Genomic DNA, 22,102 nt, shown 5'->3' with positions numbered 1-22,102 from the left:
ACTCTTTAGAGTCGCCAATGCTTTCGTGCGCCCAAAATTTGGAAAAATCCATGACTGACAACGTTTTAAGTACCCCGGTAAAACTGGGCAATCACACCCTGACTAACCGTGTCGTGCTGCCGCCGCTGACCCGCCAACGCAGCGCCCAGCCCGGCGATATCGCCACAGATCTGATGGCTGAGTATTACCGTCAGCGTGCCAGCGCCGGATTCATGGTCAGCGAAGGCACGCAGATTGAACCCCGTGGCCAGGGCTATGCCTGGACGCCGGGCATCTACAGCCCGGCGCAGATCGACGGCTGGCGCAAAGTCACCGACGCGGTGCATGCCGACGGCGGGGTGATCTTCGCGCAACTGTGGCATGTGGGGCGCGTGTCCCATAACGCCTTGCAGCCCGACGGCGCAGCACCCGTGGCGCCATCTGCGCTGGCGGCCTTGCAAGCCAAAGCTTTTATCGCCACCGGGCCTGGCACCGGCGAACTGGTGCAACCACCCGTGCCGCGTGCGTTGAGCACTGCTGAGGTCAAGCAACTGGTCGGGCACTACGCCCAGGCTGCGCGCAATGCCCTGGACGCAGGGTTCGACGGGGTGGAAATCCATTCGGCCAATGGTTACCTGGTCAACCAGTTCATCTCGGCCCATTCCAACACCCGCGACGATGAGTACGGTGGCTCACTGGAAAACCGTCTGCGCTTTCTGCGTGAGATCGTCGAAGCGGTCAGCGCCGTGGTCGGCCCGGAACGCCTTGGCGTGCGTTTTTCACCGTTGTTCAGCGGCACCGACGAAGACCGTGTGTACATCGGCCTGGTGGAAGAAGACCCGCACCACACCTACATCGAAGCGATCAAAGTGCTGCAAGCGTCAGGCATTGCTTATGTCTCCATCGCCGAAGCCGACTGGGACAATGCGCCCATCCTGCCCGACAGCTTCCGTGAAGCCGTGCGCAGCACCTTCAGCGGCCGCATTATCTATGCCGGGCGCTACACCGCTGAACGAGGCGCGAAACTGGTGGAAGCAGGGCTGGCGGATTTGATCGCGTTTGGTCGGCCGTTTATCGCCAACCCGGATCTGCCGCAGCGGATATTCAACGGGTGGCCGCTGAATCCACTGCGTGAAGAGGGGATGTATGGTGGGGGTGAGGAAGGGTACATCGACTACCCCACGTACCTCGGGTAGTCATGCAACCAATTTGGGAGGGGGCTAGCCCCCGATGGCGGCGGGACAGTCACAGCAGCATTGACTGACCCACTGCAATCGGGGGCAAGCCCCCTCCCACATTTGCTATCTAATGCCTGCTGGTTACACGACCCGCAAGACAATCTTGCCAATATGATCCCCACCTTCCATCCGCGCATGGGCCTGGGCCGCGTCGGTGTATTCGTACACCTTGTCGATGATCGGCAAGCAGCGCCCGGCTTCCAGTACCGGCCAAATGTATTCACGCAACTGTTCGGCAATCGCGGCTTTTTCATCCTTGCTGCGCGCGCGCAACAGCGAACCGGTAATCACCGCGCGTTTGCCGAGGATGGTCAGCAGGTCGACGTCGTTGGCCTTGGCGCCGCCGAGGAAACCCAGCATTACCAAGTGGCCGTCCATGGCCAGGGCCTTGAGATTGTTGTTGAGATACGAGGCTCCCATGATGTCTAGGATCACATCCACACCCTGGCCGTCAGTCTGTTGGGCAATGACGTCGGCGAAGTCCTGCTCGCGATAATTGATCGGCGTGGCGCCCAGCTTCGCAATGGCCGCGCATTTGTCGGCGCTGCCGGCGGTGGCGAAAGCCTGGATGCCGAATTCGCGGCACAGCATCAACGCGGTCGTACCGATGCCGCTGGTGCCGCCGTGGATCAGCACGCGTTGGCCGGTGTGCGCATCGCCGAGGCCGAACAGGTTGGCCCACACAGTGAAGAAGGTTTCCGGTACGGCGGCGGCTTGAATCCAGTCCATGCCCTCGGGGATCGGCAAAGCCTGGCCGGCGGGCACCGCGCAAAACTGCGCATAACCGCCGCCATTGGTCAGGGCGCACACCTTGTCGCCCAGGCTGAACGCGGTCACGCCGTCGCCCAGCGCCACCACTTCACCGGCCACTTCCAAACCCGGAATCGGGCTCATGCCGGGCTTCATCGGGTATTTGCCCGCACGTTGCAGGGCGTCGGGGCGATTCACCCCGGCGGCGTGCACGCGGATCAGGATCTCGCCGGGACCGGCCACGGGCACTTGCGCCTGGCGCGGTTGGAGCACCTCTGGGCCACCGGGCGTGGTGATTTCGATCAGGGTCATGTCGTTAGGGAGCATCATTTGAAGTTACCTGCAGCGATGAGCGTATGGGGTGGGACCGCGTCGGGCGGCCGGCGGTTCAGCAAAAGCATGACCAGTTCCAGTGCAAGGGCGACCACTATCGCCCCGGCCGCGATCATGAACAACAGCGCATGCTGGCCGCCGCTCGCATTGAACAGGGCTGAGTAAGCAAAGCCCGCGACCGCCTGAAAGGTGGCAAAGGACACCGTGGCACGGCTCCAGGCGACCTGCTGTTGGTGATGATTGGGGATCAGTTCGTGCACCCGCGCCAGCGCCAGCGGCACGATGCCCGGCGGGAAGGAACCGAGGATGACCGCCAGTACCGCCAGGGCCGTAAACGAGCCGGCGAACGGCAACAAACCAACGGCAATCGCCTGCACCAGCAACACCACGCGGATGCTCAAGCGTGCGCCGAGCTTGTCTGCCAGGAACCCATAAGTGACGGGCCCCACAATCGAGCCCAGGCCGTACATCACCCAGATCATCGCGCCGATATGCGCCCCGGCACCCAGGCCGCGGGCCACGTAATCCACCAGGAACACCATCGCCGGCACCAGGCCCGCCGCCATAAAGGCGTATTGGGCAAACAGCAGGTACACGCCAGCAGGGGTCGGCAACGTGCTGCCCGCCGGTTGCGGTGCTTCATGCTGCGTGCCGTTGGGCCAGGCGAACCAACTGGCGGCCGTCAGCACCACCGCCAACAGACCGAGACCGAACCAGGTCTGCTGCAAACCCAGGCTCAGCAGCGGTGGGACCAGTGTGCCCGACCCGGCAATTCCCAAACCGATGCCCAGGAAGATCGCGCCACTGGCCAGGCCTCGGCGTGCGGCCGGTACATGAGGCAACACGGTCGCGGCCACCAGCACCATGATCGCGCCACCGGCAATGCCCGACAGCAGGCGCCAGCCGAAGAACCACGTCACCGACAACGGAAAACCACAGGCAAAAAACGCCAGGGTCACCGCCACCATCATCAGACGCAGGGCGCTTTTGTTGGAGCTGCGTTGGGCGAGGGGGCGGCCTATCAGCGCGCCGATCAGGTAACCCACTAGGTTGGCGGCGCCGAGGTACACCACGTCATTGGCGCTGAACCAGTGGGCCTGGATCAGCGATGCAATCAACGGCGTGTAGGCAAACCGCGCCAGGCCGATGCTGACCAGGCTGGCGCACAGGCCGGCGAAGATGGGCAGCCAGACGGCGCTGCGTGCTTGAGTGTCTTGCATGGTGGCGGTCCTGAGTATTTTTCTCTGGTGCTCAGCATATCGAGGAACGTCGGTGCAATAATGCAGCGATTACACGGCATAGTGATGCAGATATGCAGCATAAGGAGTACGCATGAATTGGGATGACGCACGGGTATTTCTGGCGGTATGCCGCGAGTCCACACTGCGCGGTGCCGCACGGGTGCTGGGGGTGGACCAGGCCACCGTCGGGCGGCGGGTCAACGCCCTGGAAAAGTCCTTGAGCGCGACGCTGTTCCTGCGCACCTCCGAGGGCTACGCCTTGACCGCCGTGGGCGAAGCCGCGTTGCACTCGGTGGAAAAAATGGAGCGTTCGGCCCTGGACCTGGAGCGGCAGATCCAAGGCCTGGATGACCGCCTGACCGGCACCGTACGGGTCAGCACCACCGATTCCCTGGCCATCGACTTTATGATCCCTGCGATTGCGCGCCTCCACGCCCAGCACCCGGATGTGCGCGTGCAGTTGGACGCATCGACCCAGTTCCTGAGCCTGGCCAAACGTGAAACCGACATTGCCGTGCGCAACACCCGTCCCGACAGCCCCGACCTGATAGCCCGTCGCATCGCTCGATGGCCGCTGGGGTTGTTTGCTTCCCAGGCTTACGTCGATCGCCACGGGATTCCCGAGCCCGGCAGCCTGTTTGAAGGCCACGATCTGGTGGTCTACCAACCCTATCTGCAAACCCACAAAGACCTGACCCTGGTGTCCGAACCCTTGGGCCGTGGGCGCATTGTCGCGGCGTTGAGTTCCAGCCTGCTGGTGCGCCGCTCCATTGCCGCCGGGCTCGGTATCGGCGAGATCCCGGTGTACACCGGCGAGCGTGACGGCCTGGTTCGCCTATGGCCCGAGCGCACGCGGCCGGTGCCTTATGACGTATGGCTGGTGACCCACGCCGACCTGCGCCACACCGCGCGGGTGCGGGTAGTCATCGATGAAATCGTCGCGGGGTTTGCGGGAACGGGGGAGTAAAGGTCAGCACAGGCTTGCAATCTTGAGGGGCGCTCTGTGGACACAATCGATGTGTCAACCAACAGGGAACACCTATGAACGAATCAAGACATCAGGATCTGGGGCTGTTGTTTCTGCGGGCGAGCGGGGCGTTGTTCCTGCTGTGGGTACACGGCTTGCCCAAATTGCTCAATTACAGCGAACAACTGAAGCTGATCGAAGACCCGTTTCACCTCGGCGCACACGTCACGCTGCTGCTGGCGATTTTTGCCGAAGTGCTGTGCCCGTTGCTGATCCTTGTCGGCGTGCTGGTGCGCCTGGCATGCCTGCCCATCCTGGCGGTGCTGTTGATCGCCATGGTGGTCGTGCATCCAGAGTGGACATTGTTTGAAGGGCAGTTTGGATGGTTGTTGCTGATCCTCTTTACCAGCGTGCTGATCGCCGGGCCGGGGCGTTTTGTGCTCGGTCAGCGTTTTGCCTGAATAAAAAAAGCCGGGCAAGCCCGGCTAAATAAGGAGAGCGGTTTCAGCGCTTCAGGAACGCCAGCAAGTCTTCGTTCAACGCCTGGGTGTGGGTCACGGCAAACCCGTGGGGCGCATCTTTGTAGACCTTCAATTCGGCGCCCTTGATCATCTCAGCGGCCACTTTACCGGTGGTTTCGAACGGCACAATCTGGTCGCCATCGCCATGGATCACCAGGGTCGGCACGTCGATCTTGGCCATGTCCGGGCGGAAGTCGGTTTCGGAGAAGGCCGTGACGCAATCCACGGTCGACTTGAGGGACGCCAGCATCGCGATTTGCAGGGTCTGGGTCAGCGTACCTTCGGAAACGGTCTGGCCCTTGTTGATGCCGAAGAACGGCGTGTTGAAATCAGCGATGAACTGCGCACGGTCTTTCAGCAAACCGGCCTTGATACCGTCGAACACATCGGTCGGCACGCCCTGTGGGTAATCGGGCTTCTGGCCGAAGATCGGCGTCACTGCACCCAGCAGCACCAGGCCGGCAACCCGGGCACTACCGTGGCGTGCGATGTAGCGCGCAACATCGCCACCGCCCATGGAGAAGCCCACCAGGGTCACCTCCTTGAGGTCCAGGTGTTCGATCAACTGCGCGATGTCATCGGCGAAGGTGTCGTAGTCGTTGCCGGTCCACGGCTGGTCCGAACGGCCAAAGCCACGGCGGTCGAACGCGATGGTGCGGTAACCACGGCTGCTCAGGTATTCCATCTGGTATTCCCACATGTCGGCATCCAGCGGCCAGCCGTGGCTGAACAGCACGGGCTTACCGCTGCCCCAGTCCTTGAAGTAGATCTGGGTACCGTCTTTGGCAACGAATGTGCTCATGGAAAACTCCTGATTGAGGGGGCGAGAAGACTCTAGCTCACTATTGCCGTAAACCTGACGAAGGGCTTGTATGGGTGTGCTTGGTTGAACGGTTCAGCGTCTATGCTGGTCCACTGACCTCTACCGTCAGATCACACAGGTGAACGAAATGGCCAAGACTTACAGCTACGCCGCCCAGAACGCCAAGGATGTCCTCAAGCCCTTTACCTTCGAGCGCCGCGCGCCAGGGGCTGACGATGTACAGATCGACATCCTGTATTGCGGCGTGTGCCACTCCGACCTGCACACCGTGCGCAACGAGTGGAACAACACCCTTTACCCGTCGGTCCCCGGCCATGAAATCGTCGGCCGTGTGACGGCGGTGGGTGGCAATGTGAGCAAATTCAAGGTTGGCGACCTGGCCGGTGTCGGCTGCATGGTCGACAGCTGCCAGCACTGCGCCTCGTGCGCCGAGGGCGAAGAGCAATACTGCGAGAGCGGTTTTACCGGCACCTACAACGGCCCGGTGTTCGGCGGTGAAAATACCTTTGGCGGCTACTCGGACAGCATCGTGGTCAAGGAAAAGTTCGTGCTGCGCATCTCCCACGACGATTCCAACCTGGCCGCCGTGGCGCCGTTGTTGTGTGCGGGCATCACCACGTATTCGCCGCTGCATCACTGGAAGGTCGGGCCCGGCAAGAAGGTCGGTGTGGTCGGCCTCGGCGGCCTCGGCCACATGGCGGTGAAGATCGCCCACGCCATGGGCGCTGAGGTCACGCTGTTCACCACCTCACCCAACAAACGCGAAGACGGCCTGCGCCTGGGCGCCGACCATGTGGTGGTGTCGAAGAATCCAGACGAAATGGCCAAGGTCGCCAACAGCCTGGACTTCATCCTCAACACCGTCGCCGCGCCGCATAACCTCGATGCGTTCCTTAACCTGCTCAAGCGTGACGGCACCATGACCCTGGTCGGCGCCCCCGACAGCCCGCACCCGTCGCCGACCGTGTTCAACCTGATTTTCAAGCGCCGCAGCCTGGCTGGTTCGCTGATCGGTGGGATCCAGGAGACCCAGGACATGCTCGACTTCTGCGCCAAGCACGGGATTGTCTCGGACGTGGAGATGATCGACATCCAAGGCATCAACGAAGCGTATGAGCGGATGCTCAAGGGCGATGTGAAGTATCGGTTTGTGATCGATATGGAGAGTTTGAAGAAGGAAAGCCACACGGCCTGAAAACTCGACCTCCAAGCCACCGTAGAACCCCTGTGGGAGGGGGCTTGCCCCCGATAACGGTAGTACAGTCACAGCATCATTGACTGACCCACCGCCATCGGTGGCAAGCCACCTCCCACATTTGTTATGTGTGCACGTCAGACCGAGAGATGCTCGTAAAGAATCGTCGCACCCACCAGCATCAACACCACGCCGCCGACCATCTCGGCACGCTTGCCCACCACGGTGCCCAGCACCCGCCCGAGCATTATGCCGATGGTCACCATGGTCATGGTCGCCAGGCCAATCGCGGCGGAGGCCACCAGGATATTCACGTCGACGAACGCCAGGCCAACACCCACTGCCATCGCATCAATGCTGGTGGCAAACGCCGTGACGGCGAGGATCATGAACGAGTGCTGGGTCGGTTTCTCGGCTTCTTCGTCATCGGCCTTGAGCCCGTTCCAGATCATGTGCAGGCCCAAACCGACCAGCAGGGTGAAGGCGATCCAGTGGTCCCAGCTTTCCACCCAACGGGTGGCCACGTGGCCGATCGCCCAGCCGATCATCGGGGTGATGGCTTCGATCACACCAAAAATCACACCGGCACGCAGGGCTTCGGTCAAACGCGGTTTGTGCAGGCTGGAGCCTTTGCCGATGGCCGCCGCGAAGGCGTCCGTGGACATGGCCAGGGCGAGAAGAATCAGGGAAATGGGGTTCACGGTGAGGCTTCCAGTCGGGCTATAGGACACAACGACACAACCACGCGCCCGACTTTAGGCATGGATGTGTCGCTGGTCTCACCAACCGAAAAACGGTGTTCGCACCACGGCAGGTTGCCGAATATGTTGATACGAACGCTTCCAACGGGGTCAGAAGCCGGTTACTCCCCAACGAGGTGGCCGATCATAGGGGGGCAAAGATGAAAATTTCGTCAAAAGGCTCACGGCCGTTGCGGCTTGACCGACGTACCAAACGTATTGCCCATGCGCACGCTGGTTGCCGCCGGGGTGGATAAGCCCACGGCGTTCGGCGGCCGCTGCTCGATAGAAAGATGCTGCGCCTCACGGTTTTTCTTCGCCGCCTTGGTTGCATTCGTGTCATTGCCCATTTGTTGGCCCAGGCAGCCGTAATCCGGCGCCTTGTACCCATCCACCGTGACCTCGGTGCAACCGCTTGGCGCATTGTCGGCGTGGGCGAGTAAGGGCAGGGCGGCGCACAGCAACAGGCTGGCGAGGGTCGGGAGCAGCTTCATCATGGCCTCCTGGCAGGCCCGAAGGAGTGGGCCGGTATGGCTTGAGAGTCTAGTGCAGCGGGCTTCTCGTCACCGTGATGTTTTTTTTGCTATCACCGTAACATCAGGTTCATAAACGGGCCTCAGGATGACGGTTTTCTAGGGCGCGTCGGCCGTGCAGCGATGCTACGCAGGGGGTGAACAGGGAGCCTGGAGGCGCGCCGTATGCGCCCTGGTCTTGCTGTTGCTGCTGGCCGGCGGCGGGGTTGCGCGAGCGCAGTCGCCGCTGTTGCTGCTGAACCTGCCCGCGCAAGACCTTGAACACGCCCTGCAGGCCTATAGCCGCGCGACGGGGATAGCGGTGCTCGTGGACCGCGAGTTGACGCAGGGCCGACGCTCCCTCGCCGTGCGCGGTCGCTTCACGGCGCAGGAGGCTCTGGCGATGTTGCTGACAGGGAGCGGCCTGATGGCACGTTATGCACGCAGCGATGCGTTTACCTTGCAGTTGCCCGAGGTTAGCCAACCGCCCCCGGCGCATGGTGCGGCGGCCCGCAGTGCTGCGCGGATCAATAACAGCTACGCCACGGCCTTGCAGCAGGCCATCGAGACCAGCCTGTGCCGTTCGCCCCTGACTCGGCCCGGCAGTTTTCGTGCGCTGGTGCAGGTGTGGGTCAACCGCGACGGCGTGATCGAACACAGCCGGCTGGTCAGCTCCACCGGCGATGAACAACGCGATGAAGCACTGGTCCGCAGCTTGGGCGCTGCACGGGTGGAACGCCCGGCGCCGAGTTCACTGCGTCAACCGGTGACTTTGCTCTTGATGCCCGACACCACAGGAACACGCATGGAATGCACAGCCGTAAAAGGAGCCTCGGGCGGATGAAAAATACCGGGCACAGCACGATGGTCAGCTTGTTCCTGGCCTCTTACGAAGATTTCAAGGTGCGTTTGCGCAAGCGTCTGGGCTCGGAGGACCTAGCCAATGACGTGTTGCACGAAACCTACCTGCGAGTCGACCGCATGGAGATGCCGCCGAACCTGGCGCAACCCAATGCCTACCTGTACCGCATGGCCCTGAACATCGCTGCCGACCGCCGCGAGGCCGACGCCCGTTTGCTGACCGGCAGCGAAGTGGAAGAACTGCTGCAAAGCGCCGACGAAGCCCAGGACCCGTCGCGGGTGGTGGGCGGTCAACGTGAAATCCAGTCCCTGGTCAAAGCCCTGTATGAACTGCCCTCGCGCCGACGCAAGATCCTGATCGCCGCCCGCCTGGAAGAGGCGCCGCACCTGGAAATCTCCCAGCGCTTCGGCATTTCCACGCGCATGGTCGAGAAGGAAATCAAGGCCGCACTGGGTCATTGCGCCAAACGTCTGGAAAGAAAAGTGATCCAGCGGTTCGGTCCCGGCGCCGGAAAACCGTCTTAGTGTTGAGTCCCTGATAAAACCGTGAGTATGTGCGCGCTTGAACATTTTTAGCCTCTCCATCGCCCGGCAATCTGCCGCCAGCCCCTTGCACGATGAAGCCCGCGACTGGCTGCTCCTGCTGACCTCGGGCCGCGCCACCGTGGCCGATGCCAAGGCCCTCAAAGCCTGGTGCGCCCAGAGCGCGGAGCATGCCCAGGCGTTTGAGCAGGCGAAGGGGTTGTGGCAGCAATTGGCACCGGCGCTTGAGCAACCGTCTGCGCCGCGTCAGTTCGGGCGTCGCGCATTTCTGGGGGCCGCGATTGCCGCGTCGGCGGCGGTGGTGATGGTGCGCGTCGGCGTGCCGGGCGGGTTTTCCGGGCTGACGGCGGACTATCGCACTGAGGTCGGCGAGCAGCGCCAGGTGCTGTTGAGTGATGGCGTGAGCCTGGAACTCAATACCCAGACGCGCATCAGCCGGATGGGTCAGGGGATTGAATTGCTCGAAGGCGAGGTCGAGGTCGTTGCCCACATTGCGCAGCCGCTCAAGGTCCAGGCCGGGGAGGGCTGGGTCAGTGCGGCGCAGGCGCGGTTCAATGTGCGTCATACCGATCACAGGGTGTGTGTCACCTGTATCGAAGGGTCGCTGTCGGTGGACGTTGGCGGCAACAGCGTGAGTTTGGGCCGTGGTCGGCAAATGAGCTACGGCGCTGCCGGGGTCAGTGACGTGATCACCGTGGATACGCAGTCGGTGGTGGCCTGGCGTGAGCAGGTGCTGGTGTTTGACAACGCGACGTTGGCGACGGTGGTGGATGAGATCAACCGCTATCGGCCGGGGATGTTGGTGTTGCTTAACAAAGAATTGGGGCAGCGGCGGGTGCAGGCGCGGTTTAGTTTGCAGCAGTTGGCGGGCGTGGCGTTGTTGATACGGGATGCTTATGGGGCTAAGTGTACGGAGTTGCCTGGGGGGGTTGTTTTGTTGAGTTGAGGTGTGTCGGTGTACATATCCGTTAGGGTGTACATATCCGTTATTTGGGTAACGGCGGCTTAGGGTTCCGCTCTTACAGCGGGTCACTTTTGTAAAGGCCGGAATGCCGGCCCAGACAAAAGTAACCAAAAGGCCTTCGCCCCACCACTCGGTGCCTCGCCTAGGCTCGGCATGCCCGTAATCCGACATTGATTTGGGGGGCCGCCGCCACGCGCCATCCATGGCGCAGGGCGGCTAAACCGGCATCCCTGCCGGTTTACCCCCCAAATCAACATCGGATTCCGGCCATCGTGGTTGACGGGGCGATTTCAGATCAAAAGCAAGAGCGCGGCGGCCTTAGAGCCGACCGGGTTCTCAGGCCGACCTCATTTCAAATGTGGGAGGGGGCTTGCTCCCGATGAGGGTGTGTCAGTTGATGCAGTTGTGACTGACCCACTGCCATCGGGAGCAAGCCCCCTCCCACAGTTTGATCTCCATAGATCAGACAGATAGGTTCTAGCCTGCTGTCCTGCTGTCCTGCTGTCCTGCTGTCCTGCTTTTGCTCTGCTTTTGCTCTGCTTTTGATGTGCTTTTGATGTGCTTTTGATCTGGCTCTTACATCCTTTTCGCTGACGAAGTCAGCGGTCTTTTGATCTGCGCTTTTGATTGTGATCTTGATTTTGATCTTAGGCGCCCCGTCAAACACGCTGGCCGAACGCAGGCTTGAATCCGTGGGTAACCCGGCAGGACGCCGGGTTAGCCGCGCTGGGCCATGGATGGCCCATCGCGGCGGCCCACGGATTCAAGCCGGAGTGCGGGCACACCGAGCCTAGGCGAGGTGCCGAGTGTTGGGGCAAGAGCCCTTTGCTTACTTTGGGGCTTTTCCAAAGTGAGCCGCCGTAAGGGCGGAACCCTAAGCGGCCATCACCCAAATAACGGATATGCCCCCAATCACTCCCCCACCCGCAAAGGCCCCAAAACCTGCCGATACCGCTCAACCCCCTGAGCGGTCTGCCTGACCAGCCTAACCTCCAACCCCAAAGGATCCCCCCGCCGATTCCCACTCAACTGCCGCCAGCCCTTATCCGTCTCCCACACCCGCACCTGCAAATCGCTCACCCCCGTCAACACCACCACGCCATCCTTGGCCGCCGGCAACGGAAACCGATCCCGCGCAGGCGCCGCCGCGCGATACAGGTTGTCGCCCTTGAGCCACCAGCGCACCCGTTGCAGCCCATCCCCAGCGACCGGTGCACGACGAATCACGTTCAACTCAAACCCCTTGCTGTCAGAGCTGCGCACCGTCACCGCGGCCAGTCCATCGGCGTCGTCTGTCGGTGCGGTCAGTTCGACGCTGGCCCTGAGGCTGATGTCCCGCTGCAGCTGGTTCAGCACTCGCAACAGCGCCTCAGTCTGTTCCGTGCTCGCCTGCAGGTGATGATCAGCGCGGGTCACGCTGTCGAGGCCGCGCCAGGCGATCAGGCTGACCACCGCCATCAACATGATCGCCACCATCACTTCGATCAGGGTGAAGCCTTTCTGCGATGAACTCATGGCTGGCTCACCACGCGCATCAAACCGGCGGCATCGCGTTGCAGGCTGAGGCTGTGTTGCCCGTCGGACAGCACCACACGCACGGGTGGGCTGATCCACTCGGCATCGAGCACCAGGGTTTGCCGGGGTTCGATGTTGATTTGCATCGGCGTGCTCTCCCATAAGCGTGGGCGCAATTGGGCATCGCCCTGGAACGCCTCCATGCCCATCCCGTCATCACGGCGACGGTTGAAGCGAAACCCCTTGGCATCGGCGCGCCAGGTAATCGGGCGGCCGTCGGCGCGGGCTTCGGCCTGGGCCACTTGCAGCAATTGGCTCAGGCGCTCGGCGTCTTTGCGCAGCAGGTGCAGCGGGTCAGGCTTGATGCTCAGGCTGATGGCCGCGCTGGCGATGCCGATGATTACCAGCACCACCATTAGCTCGATCAGAGTGAAGCCGTGCTGTTTCATTGTGGGGCACCTGCTGAACTGGCGAGGTTGTGAAATAAAAACGTGCGAATTGGCCTGTACGCTGGAGACACGGACAAACAGGAGGTCCCACTCATGGCTTTTTCCCTGCGTTTTTCACCCGCCCAGGGCGTGCAGATCGGTGCGTTGCTGGCGGCATTGGCTGGCGGGGTGGTGTGGACGCCGCTGCTACTCACGTCCGCCGAATCCCACACGCCCCAGGCCACCCCACAGGCTCTGGCGGCACGCAGCGATAACCCGGCGCTGCAATGGTTTGCCAATGCGCCGACGGGGTTGCAGGTCAAGGTCACTGGCGTGCTCGCTGGCGCGCGCGGTGCGGTGGCGATCCTCAGCCTCAACGACGGCCCGCCGCGCAGTTTTCTTTTGGGTGAACGCCTCAGCCCTGGCGTGCGGCTGACGGCTATCGAAGGCGATGGCGTGGAGATTGAGCGCGGTGGCGAGAAGCTGCGCGTCAACCTCGATAAGTTGCCGGATGCCCCTGCGTTGCCGCGCCTCACTCGGCCATGACCTGGGTGGCGAGCCGCGCCAGGGGCGGCGCTTCACGGCTGGCGTCGAGCACCAACACGCTGATTTGAAAGAGCGGGCCATCGGCGCTGACGGTCTGCTCGCAGCGCAGCTTCAAGCGGCCCTGGTCGCACTCGAAGGTCTTCTTGCCGCTGCGCAGGCCGCCCTCCAGGCGCACCTCCGCCAGGCGACTTTGGGCCGCCAGCAACGCCATCGACTTATCCCGCAGCAGCCCGTTGCTCTGGGTCATCAATCCGGCCACACGCACAGCGGCGGCCATGGCCACGGCAATGATCGCCAGCGCCACCAGCACTTCAATCAGGGTAAATCCTTGCTCGTTGCGATGGCCGTACATGGCGCTCTCAAAGCCCGTAAACAGGCCCGCAGACTAGCGCCGCGAGTTGACCGATTGGCGACCGAACCTCCCGAGGATTTTCAATACGACTGACATATGTTCTTGCAACACTGCGCCACGAAATGCACCCAACCCAAGGAATGTCGAGATGGATATCGCGCGCCTAACGTCCCCATTGCCAGGCCCTCGCGGCCAGCGTGGCTTTACCTTGATCGAGATCATGGTGGTGGTGGTCATCCTCGGGATTCTGGCGGCGATGGTGGTGCCCAAGGTGCTCGACCGGCCGGACCAGGCGCGGGCCACGGCGGCCAGGCAGGACATCGGCGGCTTGATGCAGGCGCTGAAACTCTACCGCCTCGACCACGGCACTTACCCGAACATGACCCAGGGCCTGAAAGTGCTGGTGGAACGCCCGGCGGATGCCAAGACCAACACTTGGCGCGCCTACCTTGACCGATTGCCGAATGACCCGTGGGGCCACCCGTATCACTACCTCAACCCGGGCGCTAACGGTGAAGTCGATGTGTTCTCCCTCGGCGCCGATGGCCAGCCGGATGGCGATGGCGTGAATGCCGATATTGGCTCCTGGCAGTTGTAAGGCGCGCCATGAAACAGTATTCGCCCCCAGCGGCGAAGCAGCGCGGCATGGCGATTATCAGCGCGTTGCTGATCGCCGCCGTGGTCGCGGTGATCGCCGGCGCCATGCTCACGCGCCAGACCGTGTTTACCCGCAGCCTGGAAGCCGAGCAGATGCGCACGCAGGGCCAGTGGCTGTTGCAGGGAGGGCTTGAGCGCAGCCGACAGATGCTGTGGGAGGCGCGCCAGAAAGACGTGCTGACCCGCCTTGACCAACCTTGGGCCCGCGCTCAGGGCGGCACATTCGAAGGTCGGGTTGAAGACGAGCAGGGCAAGTTCAACCTGCGCAACCTGGTCAATCGCCAGCGGGTGGATGCCGAGCAACTGCAGAGTTTTGAACGCCTGTGCCGCCTGATCGGTGTTGACCCGGCGGTGAGCCGGCGTATCAGCCAGCGGGTCATCGCGTCCTATGCGCAACTCGATACGCCCGCCAAGTACCCGATGCTGCGCAGCCTGGACGACTTGAGCGGTGTCGAAGGCCTCGACGCCGTGATGTTGCAGCGCATGCAGACCTATATCAGCGTGCTGCCCGACATGACTTGGGTCAACGGCAACACCGCCCGCGCCGAAGTGCTCAGCGCCGTGGTGCCCCAACTGAGTCTGTCCCAGGCCCAGGCGCTGGTGGCTGAACGTGACGGCGGGCATTGGTTTATCAACCGGGGGGATTTCGTCAATCGCCTGCACTTGCCCCAGGTGGCGGTGGACTCAGTGCAGGTCGGCATCACCAGCGAGTGGTTTCGCCTGCAAGGCCAGGCGCGGCAGGAGCAACGTCGGGTGACCCTCGACGCGCTGCTGCACCGTCCGGAAAATCGCCGGCCCCAGGTGATCTGGTCGCGGGTGGGCGTATGAAACGCTTGCGCATTGCCTTGCCGCCGCTGGCTGAATTGAGTGTGGACAGCCGGGTGAAATGGGCCTGGTGGGAGCGTGGCACGGTGGTCTCTGAAGGTCATGAGAGCCTGGCGCAATTGGGCAAGGGCCGCCACGCGGTGGACTGCTTTCTGCACCCCTGCGACAGCCTGCTGACAAGCCTCGAATTGCCGCCACTGCCTGCCGCCAAAAACCATGCCGCCGTGGCCTGCGCGGCCCAGGCGTTGATCCTCGGCCCAGTGGAACAGATGCAAGTGGCTCACGGCCCGCGCGAAAGCGATGGCCGCGTGCAGGTTGGTTGGGTGCCGAAGGCTGGGCTGGAACGACTCAGCCAGGTCCTGGCGCAGGCGCCACTCAAACTGCGCGGCCTGTATCCCGCGCCCTATGCCTTGCCGGTAGGGGCTGCGGCGTTGGATGAAGGCTATTTGTTGACGCGCGACAGCCTGCAACAAGCGGCGGTGCACCCGCTGGGTTTGCAGGCGCTCGATGTGCCGCTGGTGGACGCGGCGCAGCGTTGGGCCGGTGCCGTGCCGAGCTGGGGCCTGCACGCGCGTCTCAGCCAAGCGTCCAGCGGTGGCTGGGGCAGGGCGCTGGGCTGTGTCGCGTTGGCTGCCGTCGTGTGGACGGTCGGCCTCAACCTGTACGCCGCCCGCCAGGCGGATGAAGGCCAGCGGCTCAAGGCGTTGATGAGCCAGCAGGTACGCCAGGCGTTTCCTGAATTGCCGGTGGTGCTCAACCCGTTGCAGCAGGCCCGTCAGCAACTGACTGCACGCCAGACTGGCGCCGCCGCCGACCCCGGCCAGCGCTTTCCCAGCCTGCTGCAACTGGTGGGCAGCCATCTGCCGTTTATGGTGGGCAGCGTCGACACCCTGACCTTCGAGCAGGGGCGATTGCACCTGGAACTGCTGGCTGACAGCCGCAGCCCGGCGGCCGAGGGCGAGTGGCAAGCCGCGTTGGCCCAGGCAGGTTTTACCGCCACACGGGACGACCATGGCTGGAGCATTGCGCCCGCGCAGATCGCGGAAAAACCTGGAGCCGGCGATGAATAAATGGCACCGCGTACGCAGCCAGACCCATGTGTTCTGGAACGGCCTGGCCCTGCGTGAAAAACGCATGCTGGTGGGGGCCGGTCTGGTGCTGGCGAGCCTGTTGACCTGGCTGATTCTGGTCCAGCCCGCGCTTAAAAAGATCGACTATTGGCAAGCCGAAACCCCCAAGCTGCGCGCCCAGGCTACCGCGTTGCAGGTGCTGTTGCAGGACGTCACAGCACCTCGGCCCGCCGACGAAGCTGCGCTGCGCCAGGCCTTGGACAGCGCCGGTCTGCGCGAGCATTACCAGTTGCAGGCGCTGGATGCTGGCGGTTGGCGCCTGACCTTCGACAACGCCCCGGCGGACGCTGTGGTGGGCTGGTTGTTGGGCAATCCCCGAACCTTTTCTCTGGAAGTGTCCGAGGCACGTTTGCAGCGTGCCCCGGACACCGTCGACACCTCGGCCGGCACTGTGTCCGGGACCGTTCGCATGGATCAGGCGCTTGGCGCTAAGGAAGCTTCATGAAGTGGTCAGTCCCCCCTTTTCGTATGGCCGCGCCACTGCTGTTGCTGGCGCTCAGTGCGTGCAGCACCCAGCAGGCCACCAAGCCGTTGTTGGTGGACAGCGAACTCGGCCAGCCGTTGGCCGAGACCCGCCGCGGCGGCGATACCGTGCTGGATCGCCAGCGCGAACTTGTCCCCAAACCCGCCATACAGCACCGGGTGACCAACAGCGCCCGAGGCCAGGCCCCGACGACCGTCAAGGCACGTAATCCGCTGGGCGACCAACCGGTGCAGCTCAACTTTGTCGACGCCGATATTCAGGCCGTGGTGCGCGCACTGTCCCGTGCTACCGGTCAGCAGTTCCTGGTGGACCCACGTGTCAAAGGCAACCTGACCTTGGTCAGCGAAGGCCAGGTCCCCGCGCATCAGGCCTACGACATGCTGTTGGCGGCGCTGCGCATGCAGGGGTTCAGCGTGGTTGATGTCGGCGGCGTGGCCCAGGTGGTGCCGGAGGCCGATGCCAAGTTGCTCGGCGGGCCGATCTACAGCGCCGGCAGCAGCGGCATGCAGACCCGTACCTTCCGCCTGCAATACGAAAACGCGGTGAACCTGATCCCGGTGCTCCGCCCCATCGTGTCGCCAAACAACCCGATCAACGCCTACCCCGGTAACAACAGCATCGTCATCACCGACTATGCGGAAAACCTCGCGCGGGTCGCGCAGATCATCAGTGGCATCGACACGCCCAGCGCCATCGACACTGACGTGGTGCAAATCCAGAACGGCATTGCTGTCGATATCGCGGCCATGGTTGCCGAGCTCCTGGAAACCCAGGGGGCCGACCAGACCCAGCAGATCAATGTGATTGGCGATCCGCGTTCCAACTCCATCATCATTCGCTCCGGCAGCCCCGAGCGCACGGAGCTGGCGCGCAACTTGATCTACAAGCTCGACAACGCCCAAAGCAACCCCAGCAACATGCACGTGGTGTACCTGCGCAACGCCCAGGCGGGCAAGCTGGCCCAGTCGCTGCGCGGGTTGCTGACAGGCGAGAGTGACGCCGGGGTCAGCGACGAGGCGCGCAGCAAACTCAGCGCCATGGGCGGCAATGGCCAGAACGCCACGCAAGCCAGCAATGCGCAGAACAGCAGTGGTACGCCCACCGGCAGTGGGGTGCAATCGAGCTATGGCCAGGATTCACCCTCCACTGCCAGCCCGTCCAAGGATCAGGACACTGCGTTCAGCGCCGGCGGCGTGACCATCCAGGCCGACGCCACCACCAACACCTTGCTGATCTCCGCGCCGGACCCGCTGTACCGCAACCTGCGGGAAGTGATCGACATGCTCGATCAACGCCGGGCCCAAGTGGTGATCGAAAGCCTGATCGTCGAAGTTGGCGAGGACGACGCCACGGAATTCGGCGTGCAATGGCAGGCCGGCAACCTGGCGGGCAAAGGCGGGTTTGGCGGCGTCAACCTCGGCGGCAGCGGTGTGAATGGCACGCCCGCCAGTCCCACCAGCATTGATGTGTTGCCCAAGGGCCTGAACATCGGTCTGGTCAACGGCACCGTGGATATTCCAGGGATCGGCAAGGTGCTCGACCTCAAGGTGCTGGCCCGCGCCTTGAAGAGCAAGGGCGGCACCAACGTGCTGTCCACGCCCAACCTGCTGACCCTGGATAACGAAGCGGCGAGCATTTTTGTGGGGCAGACGATTCCGTTTGTCACCGGCAGTTATGTGACCGGCGGCGGGGGCACCAGCAATAACCCGTTCCAGACCGTGCAGCGCGAAGAAGTGGGGCTCAAGCTGAACGTGCGCCCGCAGATCTCCGAGGGCGGCACGGTGAAGCTGGATATCTATCAGGAAGTCAGCAGTGTGGATTCCCGGGCGTCGGTGGCGGCGGGGACGGTGACCAACAAACGTGCGATTGATACCAGCATTCTGCTGGATGACGGGCAGATCATGGTGCTGGGTGGGTTGCTGCAGGATGGCTATAGCCAGAGCAACGACGCGGTGCCGTGGCTATCGGATATTCCGGGGTTGGGGGCGTTGTTTCGCAATGAGAAGCGCAGTGTGAGCAAGACCAACTTGATGGTGTTTTTGCGGCCTTACATCATTCGCGACAGTGGGGCGGGGCGCAGTATTACCTTGAACCGCTATGAGTTTATGCGTCGGGCGCAGGGTGGGTTGCAGCCGGAACACAGTTGGGCGATGCCGGATGTGCAGGCGCCGCAGTTGCCTTCGGTGGAGAAGGCGATTCCGGGCGGGCAGCAGCCGGGGCCGAGGGCGGTGATTCGCGCTGTACCGGTAGGTACACGGCCATGAATCCAAATGAAGATTTGAATGTGGGAGGGGGCTTGCTCCCGATGAGGGTGTGTCAGCCACAGATGTACACACTGACCCACCGCTATCGGGGGCAAGCCCCCTCCCACATGTGGACGATGCTCGGTCAGGGAGATACCTTGTGAGCCTTCTCCCTTACGCCTGGGCCAAATCCCAACGCATCCTCCTGCGCCCCGGCGAGGACGGCATGTTGCTGACCGTCTGCCCCTCAACCCCTGGCTGGTCGATCAGCGAAGTGCAGCGCCAGTTCGGCCAGTCGCGGATTGAACAGGTGGAGAAGGCGATTCCGGGCGGGCAGCAGCCGGGGCCGAGGGCGGTGATTCGGGCTGTACCTGTAGGTGCACGGCCATGAATCCAAATGAAGATCTGAATGTGGGAGGGGGCTTGCTCCCGATGAGGGTGTTTCAGCCACAGATGTACACACTGACCCACCACTATCGGGGGCAAGCCCCCTCCCACATTTGGACCGTGCTCGGTCAGGAGGATACCTTGTGAGCCTGCTCCCCTACGCCTGGGCCAAATCCCAACGCATCCTCCTGCGCCCCGGCGAGGACGGCATGTTGCTGACCGTCTGCCCCTCAACCCCCGGCTGGTCGATCAGCGAAGTGCAGCGCCAGTTCGGCCAGTCGCGGATTGAGCAGATACGCGATGACGAACTCGACGGTCTCCTGGCCAGTGCCTACGCCGACACCGGCAGTGCCGCGGCCGTGGTGGGCGCGGCGGAAAACGAGGTCGACCTCGACCGCCTGATGCAGGACATGCCCGAGATCACCGACCTGCTCGACACCCAGGACGGTGCGCCGGTGATCCGCATGATCAACGCCTTGCTCACCCAGGCAGCGCGGGACGAGGCCAGTGATATTCATATCGAGCCCTACGAAACCCATTCCGTGGTGCGCTACCGCGTCGACGGCACGCTGCGCGATGTGGTGTCGCCACGCAAGGCGCTGCATGGCGCGTTGGTGTCGCGGATCAAGATCATGGCTCAACTCGACATCGCCGAAAAACGCCTGCCCCAGGATGGGCGCATTGCGTTGCGTGTGGCCGGGCGGCCGATTGATATTCGAGTGTCGACGGTGCCCACCGGGCATGGCGAGCGGGTGGTGATGCGTTTGCTCGACAAGCAGGCCGGGCGTTTGCAGTTGGAGACTCTGGGCATGGAGCCGCAGTTGCTCGCGCGCCTCGATACCTTGATCCGCCAGCCCCACGGCATTGTGCTGGTCACCGGGCCCACCGGCAGTGGCAAGACCACCAGCCTCTACGCGGCGTTGGCGCGGTTGGACGCGAGCACCAGCAATATCCTTACCGTGGAAGACCCGGTGGAATACGACTTGCCGGGCATCAGCCAGATTCAGGTCAACGCCAAGATCGACATGACCTTCGGCCTGGCGCTGCGGGCCATTCTGCGTCAGGACCCGGACATCATCATGATCGGTGAAATCCGCGACTTGGAGACCGCGCAGATCGCCGTGCAGGCCTCGCTCACCGGTCACTTGGTACTCGCCACGTTGCACACCAACGATGCGGTGTCGGCGGTGAACCGCTTGATCGACATGGGCGTCGAGCCGTTCCTGTTGGCGTCGTCATTGCTGGGTGTGTTGGCCCAGCGGTTGGTGCGCCGCCTGTGCCCCCATTGCAAGCAGGAAGATCCTGCCGCGCCGGGCACCTGGCGTCCGGTGGGGTGCTCGCACTGCAACCAGGTCGGTTACAGCGGGCGTACCGGTATCCATGAATTGTTCTGCGTCGACGACGATGTACGCAGCCTGATTCATCAGGGCGCCGGCGAGCAGGATTTGCGCCTGGCCGCGCGGCGGGCCGGGATGTTCAGCATGCGTGAAGACGGTGAGCGCTGGGTGCGCAGCGGCGCCACGGCCCCCGAAGAAATCATGCGCGTGACACGGGACGCCTGATGAATCGCTATCGCTATGAAGCCGCGGATGCCAGCGGCAAAGTCGAGGTCGGGCATGTGGAGGCCGACAGCCAGAGCGCAGCGTTTGCCCACTTGCGCGGGCGGGGTTTGACGGCCTTGTTGGTGCAGATCGAAGGCGGCCAGCCAGCGGCGGCGGGCAGTAGCCTGTTCACGCCCAAGCTCTCGGACAACGACTTGGCCTGGGCCACGCGGCAACTGGCGAGCCTGCTCGGCGCCAGCCTGCCGTTGGAGGCGGCGCTGAGTGCCACGGTGGAGCAGGCCGAGAAAAAGCACATCGCCCAGACGTTGGCGGCCGTGCGTGGGGATGTGCGCGGCGGCATGCGCCTGGCGGATGCGTTGGCGGCGCGGCCTCGGGATTTTCCGTCGATCTACCGTGCGTTGATTGCGGCGGGGGAGGAGTCCGGTGACTTGGCCCAGGTGATGGAGCGCCTGGCGGACTACATCGAGGAACGCAACAACCTGCGCGGCAAGATTCTCACCGCGTTTATCTACCCCGGTGTGGTGGGGCTGGTGTCCATCGGCATTGTGATTTTTTTGCTCAGTTACGTGGTGCCCCAGGTGGTCAGTGCGTTTTCCCAGGCGCGTCAGGACCTGCCTGGGCTGACGCTGGCGATGCTCAACGCCAGCGACTTTATCCGCGCGTGGGGCTGGCTGTGTTTCGCCGGGATTGTCGGCGGTTTCTGGAGTTGGCGTTTGTACCTGCGCAACCCGGTGGCGCGCTTGAATTGGCACAGTCGCGTGCTGCGCCTGCCGCTGATCGGGCGCTTTGTACTGGGTCTGAACACGGCGCGGTTTGCCTCGACCCTGGCCATCCTCGGTGGTGCTGGCGTGCCGCTGTTGCGGGCGCTGGAGGCGGCGCGCCAAACCTTGTCCAACGAGCGCCTGAGCCAGTGCGTCAACGACGCCACTGCCAAGGTACGCGAAGGGGTCAACCTGGCGCCGGCGCTGGCGGTGGAGAAAGTCTTTCCGCCGGTATTGATCCACCTGATCGCCAGCGGCGAAAAAACCGGCTCGCTGCCGCCGATGCTCGAACGTGCAGCGCAGACGCTGTCGCGGGATATCGAACGCCGGGCCATGGGCATGACCGCGCTGCTGGAGCCGCTGATGATCGTGGTGATGGGGGCGGTGGTGCTGGTGATTGTGATGGCGGTGCTGTTGCCGATCATCGAGATCAACCAACTCGTTACCTGATCAAACGGCGTGAGCGGGCTTACTGTGGTGAGCGGGCTTGCCCCGCGCTGGGTGGTGAAGCCACCCCAAAACCTGACACGGCACCCTCTCTGAGA

23 protein-coding genes and 1 pseudogene are annotated in these 22,102 nt (G+C 63.1%); 16 read left to right on the top strand and 8 right to left on the bottom strand.

Translation table 11 applies throughout. The annotated features are described in order from the left end of the window. Window positions 1-50 precede the first annotated feature (50 nt). On the top strand, window positions 51-1,175 hold the full coding sequence (locus AOA61_RS12845) for an alkene reductase (RefSeq protein ID WP_095186011.1): 1,125 nt from the start codon (window positions 51-53) through the stop codon (window positions 1,173-1,175). A gap of 123 nt (window positions 1,176-1,298) precedes the next feature. Here AOA61_RS12845 and AOA61_RS12840 read toward each other — a convergent pair whose 3' ends face one another. Both AOA61_RS12840 and AOA61_RS12835 read right to left on the bottom strand, forming a co-directional pair. After that, complete coding sequence (locus tag AOA61_RS12840; protein WP_099601890.1) at window positions 1,299-2,297, bottom strand: NAD(P)H-quinone oxidoreductase; 999 nt, start codon at window positions 2,295-2,297, stop codon at window positions 1,299-1,301. After that, on the bottom strand, window positions 2,294-3,520 hold the full coding sequence (locus AOA61_RS12835) for a YbfB/YjiJ family MFS transporter (protein WP_099601889.1): 1,227 nt from the start codon (window positions 3,518-3,520) through the stop codon (window positions 2,294-2,296). The genes AOA61_RS12840 and AOA61_RS12835 overlap by 4 nt, the downstream gene beginning before the upstream one ends. A 112-nt stretch (window positions 3,521-3,632) precedes the next feature. Between AOA61_RS12835 and AOA61_RS12830 the strand changes: the two genes are divergently transcribed. Both AOA61_RS12830 and AOA61_RS12825 read left to right on the top strand, forming a co-directional pair. Further along, window positions 3,633-4,508: a LysR family transcriptional regulator gene (locus AOA61_RS12830; RefSeq protein WP_032888423.1), complete on the top strand. Its 876-nt coding sequence runs from the start codon at window positions 3,633-3,635 to the stop codon at window positions 4,506-4,508. A gap of 74 nt (window positions 4,509-4,582) precedes the next feature. After that, entirely contained in the window at window positions 4,583-4,969 is a 387-nt protein-coding gene (locus AOA61_RS12825; RefSeq protein ID WP_099601888.1) for a DoxX family protein, read from the top strand. Window positions 4,970-5,012: 43 nt separating this feature from the next. Here AOA61_RS12825 and AOA61_RS12820 read toward each other — a convergent pair whose 3' ends face one another. After that, window positions 5,013-5,831, bottom strand: coding sequence for an alpha/beta fold hydrolase (locus tag AOA61_RS12820; RefSeq protein WP_099601887.1), 819 nt, complete (start codon window positions 5,829-5,831; stop codon window positions 5,013-5,015). 148 nt (window positions 5,832-5,979) lie between these two features. Here AOA61_RS12820 and AOA61_RS12815 point away from each other — a divergent pair, with 148 nt between their 5' ends. Next, a complete protein-coding gene (locus AOA61_RS12815; RefSeq protein ID WP_099601886.1) occupies window positions 5,980-7,047 on the top strand; it encodes an NAD(P)-dependent alcohol dehydrogenase in 1,068 nt (355 codons plus the stop codon). 137 nt (window positions 7,048-7,184) lie between these two features. Here AOA61_RS12815 and mntP read toward each other — a convergent pair whose 3' ends face one another. Both mntP and AOA61_RS12805 read right to left on the bottom strand, forming a co-directional pair. After that, window positions 7,185-7,748 carry a manganese efflux pump MntP gene (gene mntP / locus AOA61_RS12810; protein ID WP_099601885.1) on the bottom strand — a complete coding sequence of 188 codons (564 nt, stop codon included), beginning with the start codon at window positions 7,746-7,748 and terminating at the stop codon, window positions 7,185-7,187. A gap of 221 nt (window positions 7,749-7,969) precedes the next feature. After that, window positions 7,970-8,281 (bottom strand): hypothetical protein, encoded by a 312-nt coding sequence (locus AOA61_RS12805; protein WP_032888433.1) that lies wholly within the window; start codon window positions 8,279-8,281, stop codon window positions 7,970-7,972. A 217-nt stretch (window positions 8,282-8,498) separates the two neighbouring features. Between AOA61_RS12805 and AOA61_RS12800 the strand changes: the two genes are divergently transcribed. Genes AOA61_RS12800 through AOA61_RS12790 form a run of 3 tightly spaced genes read left to right on the top strand, consistent with a single transcriptional unit; the run spans window position 8,499 to window position 10,649 of the window. Next, the gene (locus tag AOA61_RS12800; protein ID WP_099601884.1) at window positions 8,499-9,143 is read left to right on the top strand and encodes a secretin and TonB N-terminal domain-containing protein; all 645 of its coding nucleotides are present in this window, start codon (window positions 8,499-8,501) and stop codon (window positions 9,141-9,143) included. Further along, window positions 9,140-9,685 carry an RNA polymerase sigma factor gene (locus AOA61_RS12795; RefSeq protein ID WP_032888437.1) on the top strand — a complete coding sequence of 182 codons (546 nt, stop codon included), beginning with the start codon at window positions 9,140-9,142 and terminating at the stop codon, window positions 9,683-9,685. The genes AOA61_RS12800 and AOA61_RS12795 overlap by 4 nt, the downstream gene beginning before the upstream one ends. Before the next feature lie 37 nt (window positions 9,686-9,722). Next, complete coding sequence (locus tag AOA61_RS12790; protein ID WP_099601883.1) at window positions 9,723-10,649, top strand: FecR domain-containing protein; 927 nt, start codon at window positions 9,723-9,725, stop codon at window positions 10,647-10,649. A 930-nt stretch (window positions 10,650-11,579) separates the two neighbouring features. On the opposite strand, the gene AOA61_RS12775 is transcribed toward AOA61_RS12790, so the two are convergent. Both AOA61_RS12775 and gspH read right to left on the bottom strand, forming a co-directional pair. Then, complete coding sequence (locus AOA61_RS12775) at window positions 11,580-12,182, bottom strand: type II secretion system protein GspJ (protein ID WP_099601881.1); 603 nt, start codon at window positions 12,180-12,182, stop codon at window positions 11,580-11,582. Then, window positions 12,179-12,631, bottom strand: coding sequence for a type II secretion system minor pseudopilin GspH (gene gspH / locus AOA61_RS12770; RefSeq protein ID WP_099601880.1), 453 nt, complete (start codon window positions 12,629-12,631; stop codon window positions 12,179-12,181). Before gspH ends, AOA61_RS12775 begins: the two co-directional genes overlap by 4 nt. Before the next feature lie 93 nt (window positions 12,632-12,724). Here gspH and AOA61_RS12765 point away from each other — a divergent pair, with 93 nt between their 5' ends. Beyond that, on the top strand, window positions 12,725-13,156 hold the full coding sequence (locus AOA61_RS12765) for a type II secretion system protein N (protein ID WP_099601879.1): 432 nt from the start codon (window positions 12,725-12,727) through the stop codon (window positions 13,154-13,156). On the opposite strand, the gene gspI is transcribed toward AOA61_RS12765, so the two are convergent. Then, the gene (gspI, locus tag AOA61_RS12760) at window positions 13,143-13,508 is read right to left on the bottom strand and encodes a type II secretion system minor pseudopilin GspI (RefSeq protein WP_032885406.1); all 366 of its coding nucleotides are present in this window, start codon (window positions 13,506-13,508) and stop codon (window positions 13,143-13,145) included. The genes AOA61_RS12765 and gspI overlap by 14 nt on opposite strands. A 148-nt stretch (window positions 13,509-13,656) precedes the next feature. On the opposite strand from gspI, the gene gspG reads away from it, so the two are divergent. The 8 genes and pseudogenes from gspG to gspF all read left to right on the top strand — a co-directional run bounded on the left by gspG (window position 13,657) and on the right by gspF (window position 22,007). Beyond that, window positions 13,657-14,106, top strand: a complete 450-nt coding sequence (gene gspG, locus AOA61_RS12755; protein ID WP_032885405.1) for a type II secretion system major pseudopilin GspG — start codon at window positions 13,657-13,659, stop codon at window positions 14,104-14,106. A gap of 8 nt (window positions 14,107-14,114) precedes the next feature. Beyond that, complete coding sequence (gene gspK, locus AOA61_RS12750) at window positions 14,115-14,993, top strand: type II secretion system minor pseudopilin GspK (RefSeq protein ID WP_158234800.1); 879 nt, start codon at window positions 14,115-14,117, stop codon at window positions 14,991-14,993. Further along, complete coding sequence (gene gspL, locus AOA61_RS12745; protein WP_099601878.1) at window positions 14,990-16,060, top strand: type II secretion system protein GspL; 1,071 nt, start codon at window positions 14,990-14,992, stop codon at window positions 16,058-16,060. Before gspK ends, gspL begins: the two co-directional genes overlap by 4 nt. Continuing rightward, complete coding sequence (gene gspM, locus AOA61_RS12740; protein ID WP_099601877.1) at window positions 16,053-16,565, top strand: type II secretion system protein GspM; 513 nt, start codon at window positions 16,053-16,055, stop codon at window positions 16,563-16,565. Before gspL ends, gspM begins: the two co-directional genes overlap by 8 nt. After that, a complete protein-coding gene (gspD, locus tag AOA61_RS12735; RefSeq protein ID WP_099601876.1) occupies window positions 16,562-18,868 on the top strand; it encodes a type II secretion system secretin GspD in 2,307 nt (768 codons plus the stop codon). Before gspM ends, gspD begins: the two co-directional genes overlap by 4 nt. A gap of 139 nt (window positions 18,869-19,007) precedes the next feature. After that, window positions 19,008-19,160: pseudogene (locus AOA61_RS12730) on the top strand (type II secretion system protein GspE); the annotation flags it as partial. Between the two features lie 217 nt (window positions 19,161-19,377). After that, window positions 19,378-20,796 carry a type II secretion system ATPase GspE gene (gspE, locus tag AOA61_RS12725; protein ID WP_099601875.1) on the top strand — a complete coding sequence of 473 codons (1,419 nt, stop codon included), beginning with the start codon at window positions 19,378-19,380 and terminating at the stop codon, window positions 20,794-20,796. After that, on the top strand, window positions 20,796-22,007 hold the full coding sequence (gspF, locus tag AOA61_RS12720; protein ID WP_095185996.1) for a type II secretion system inner membrane protein GspF: 1,212 nt from the start codon (window positions 20,796-20,798) through the stop codon (window positions 22,005-22,007). Before gspE ends, gspF begins: the two co-directional genes overlap by 1 nt. Window positions 22,008-22,102 lie beyond the last annotated feature (95 nt).

Origin of the sequence: Pseudomonas sp. 2995-1 (assembly GCF_002742505.1) — a bacterium.
Classification (GTDB): domain Bacteria; phylum Pseudomonadota; class Gammaproteobacteria; order Pseudomonadales; family Pseudomonadaceae; genus Aquipseudomonas; species Aquipseudomonas sivasensis.
Note: the sequence above shows the minus strand (reverse complement) of the source record. Positions and strands in the feature narration are given on the sequence as shown.